The 813-nt window shown below is 71.7% G+C and carries 1 protein-coding gene; it reads left to right on the top strand.

All coding sequences use genetic code 11. The features are described from left to right. Nucleotides 1-166 precede the first annotated feature (166 nt). Nucleotides 167-813: HNH endonuclease signature motif containing protein (locus tag FLV34_RS39485; RefSeq protein WP_147945611.1), on the top strand; the 647-nt coding region annotated here is incomplete at its 3' end.

The following is an 813-nucleotide window of genomic DNA, read 5'->3' as shown; positions in this document are numbered from 1 at the left end:
CCTCATCGCCGACCTCACCCGTCAAGCCCACGCCCAGCTCGGCACCACCCCCGCAACCGGATCACCTCACCCAGCCGGATCACCCCACCCGGCAGCAGCACCTAATTTGGACCGATCCTGTGACCCGGCGGCAGCGCACGCCCCAGCGGGATCGGGTGACCCGGCCATGCTGGGCGAACAGACCGACCCAGCCCACACGGCCGACCCAGCCCACACGGCCGACACGGCAGGCGCGGTCAGCACCACGGACGCGGTTGGCACGGCAGGCGCAGTCAACACCACAGGCGCGGCTGGCACGGCCAACGCGCACTCGGCGGACGCGGCCAACCCCACGGACGCCGCAGACGCGGTCAACACGACGGGAACGGCCAACACGGCCAACACCACAGGCGCGGCCAAAACGACGGGAGCGGCCAAAACGGCTGACGCGGTCAACGCGGTCAACGCGGCTGGTGCGGCCAAGACGGCCGACAGGGCCAACGCCACGGGCACGGCCGACACTGCGGACGCCGCAGGCGCGGCTGAGACGGTTAACGCGGACTCGGCGAACACCACGCGCGCGGCTAACGCGGCTGACGTGGTCAACGCGGCGGGCGTGGCGATCGAGGACTCTGCGGTTGCGGCCGGTACCGCTGGGGCGGCGAACACTTCGAACGGGGCTGATCGGCGTCATGCCGATGCGACCTTACGCCGATACGTCCAGATCCGGGGCCGGGTCTGCTCCTGGCCGGGCTGCCGCATGCCCGCCACCCGCACCGACCAAGACCACATCCAGGCCTGGGCCGACAACGGCGCCACCACCGCCGCCAACCT

Origin of the sequence: Microbispora sp. CSR-4, assembly GCF_008033685.1 — a bacterium.
Lineage (GTDB): Bacteria > Actinomycetota > Actinomycetes > Streptosporangiales > Streptosporangiaceae > Microbispora.
This window is presented reverse-complemented; position numbering and strand designations above follow the sequence as displayed.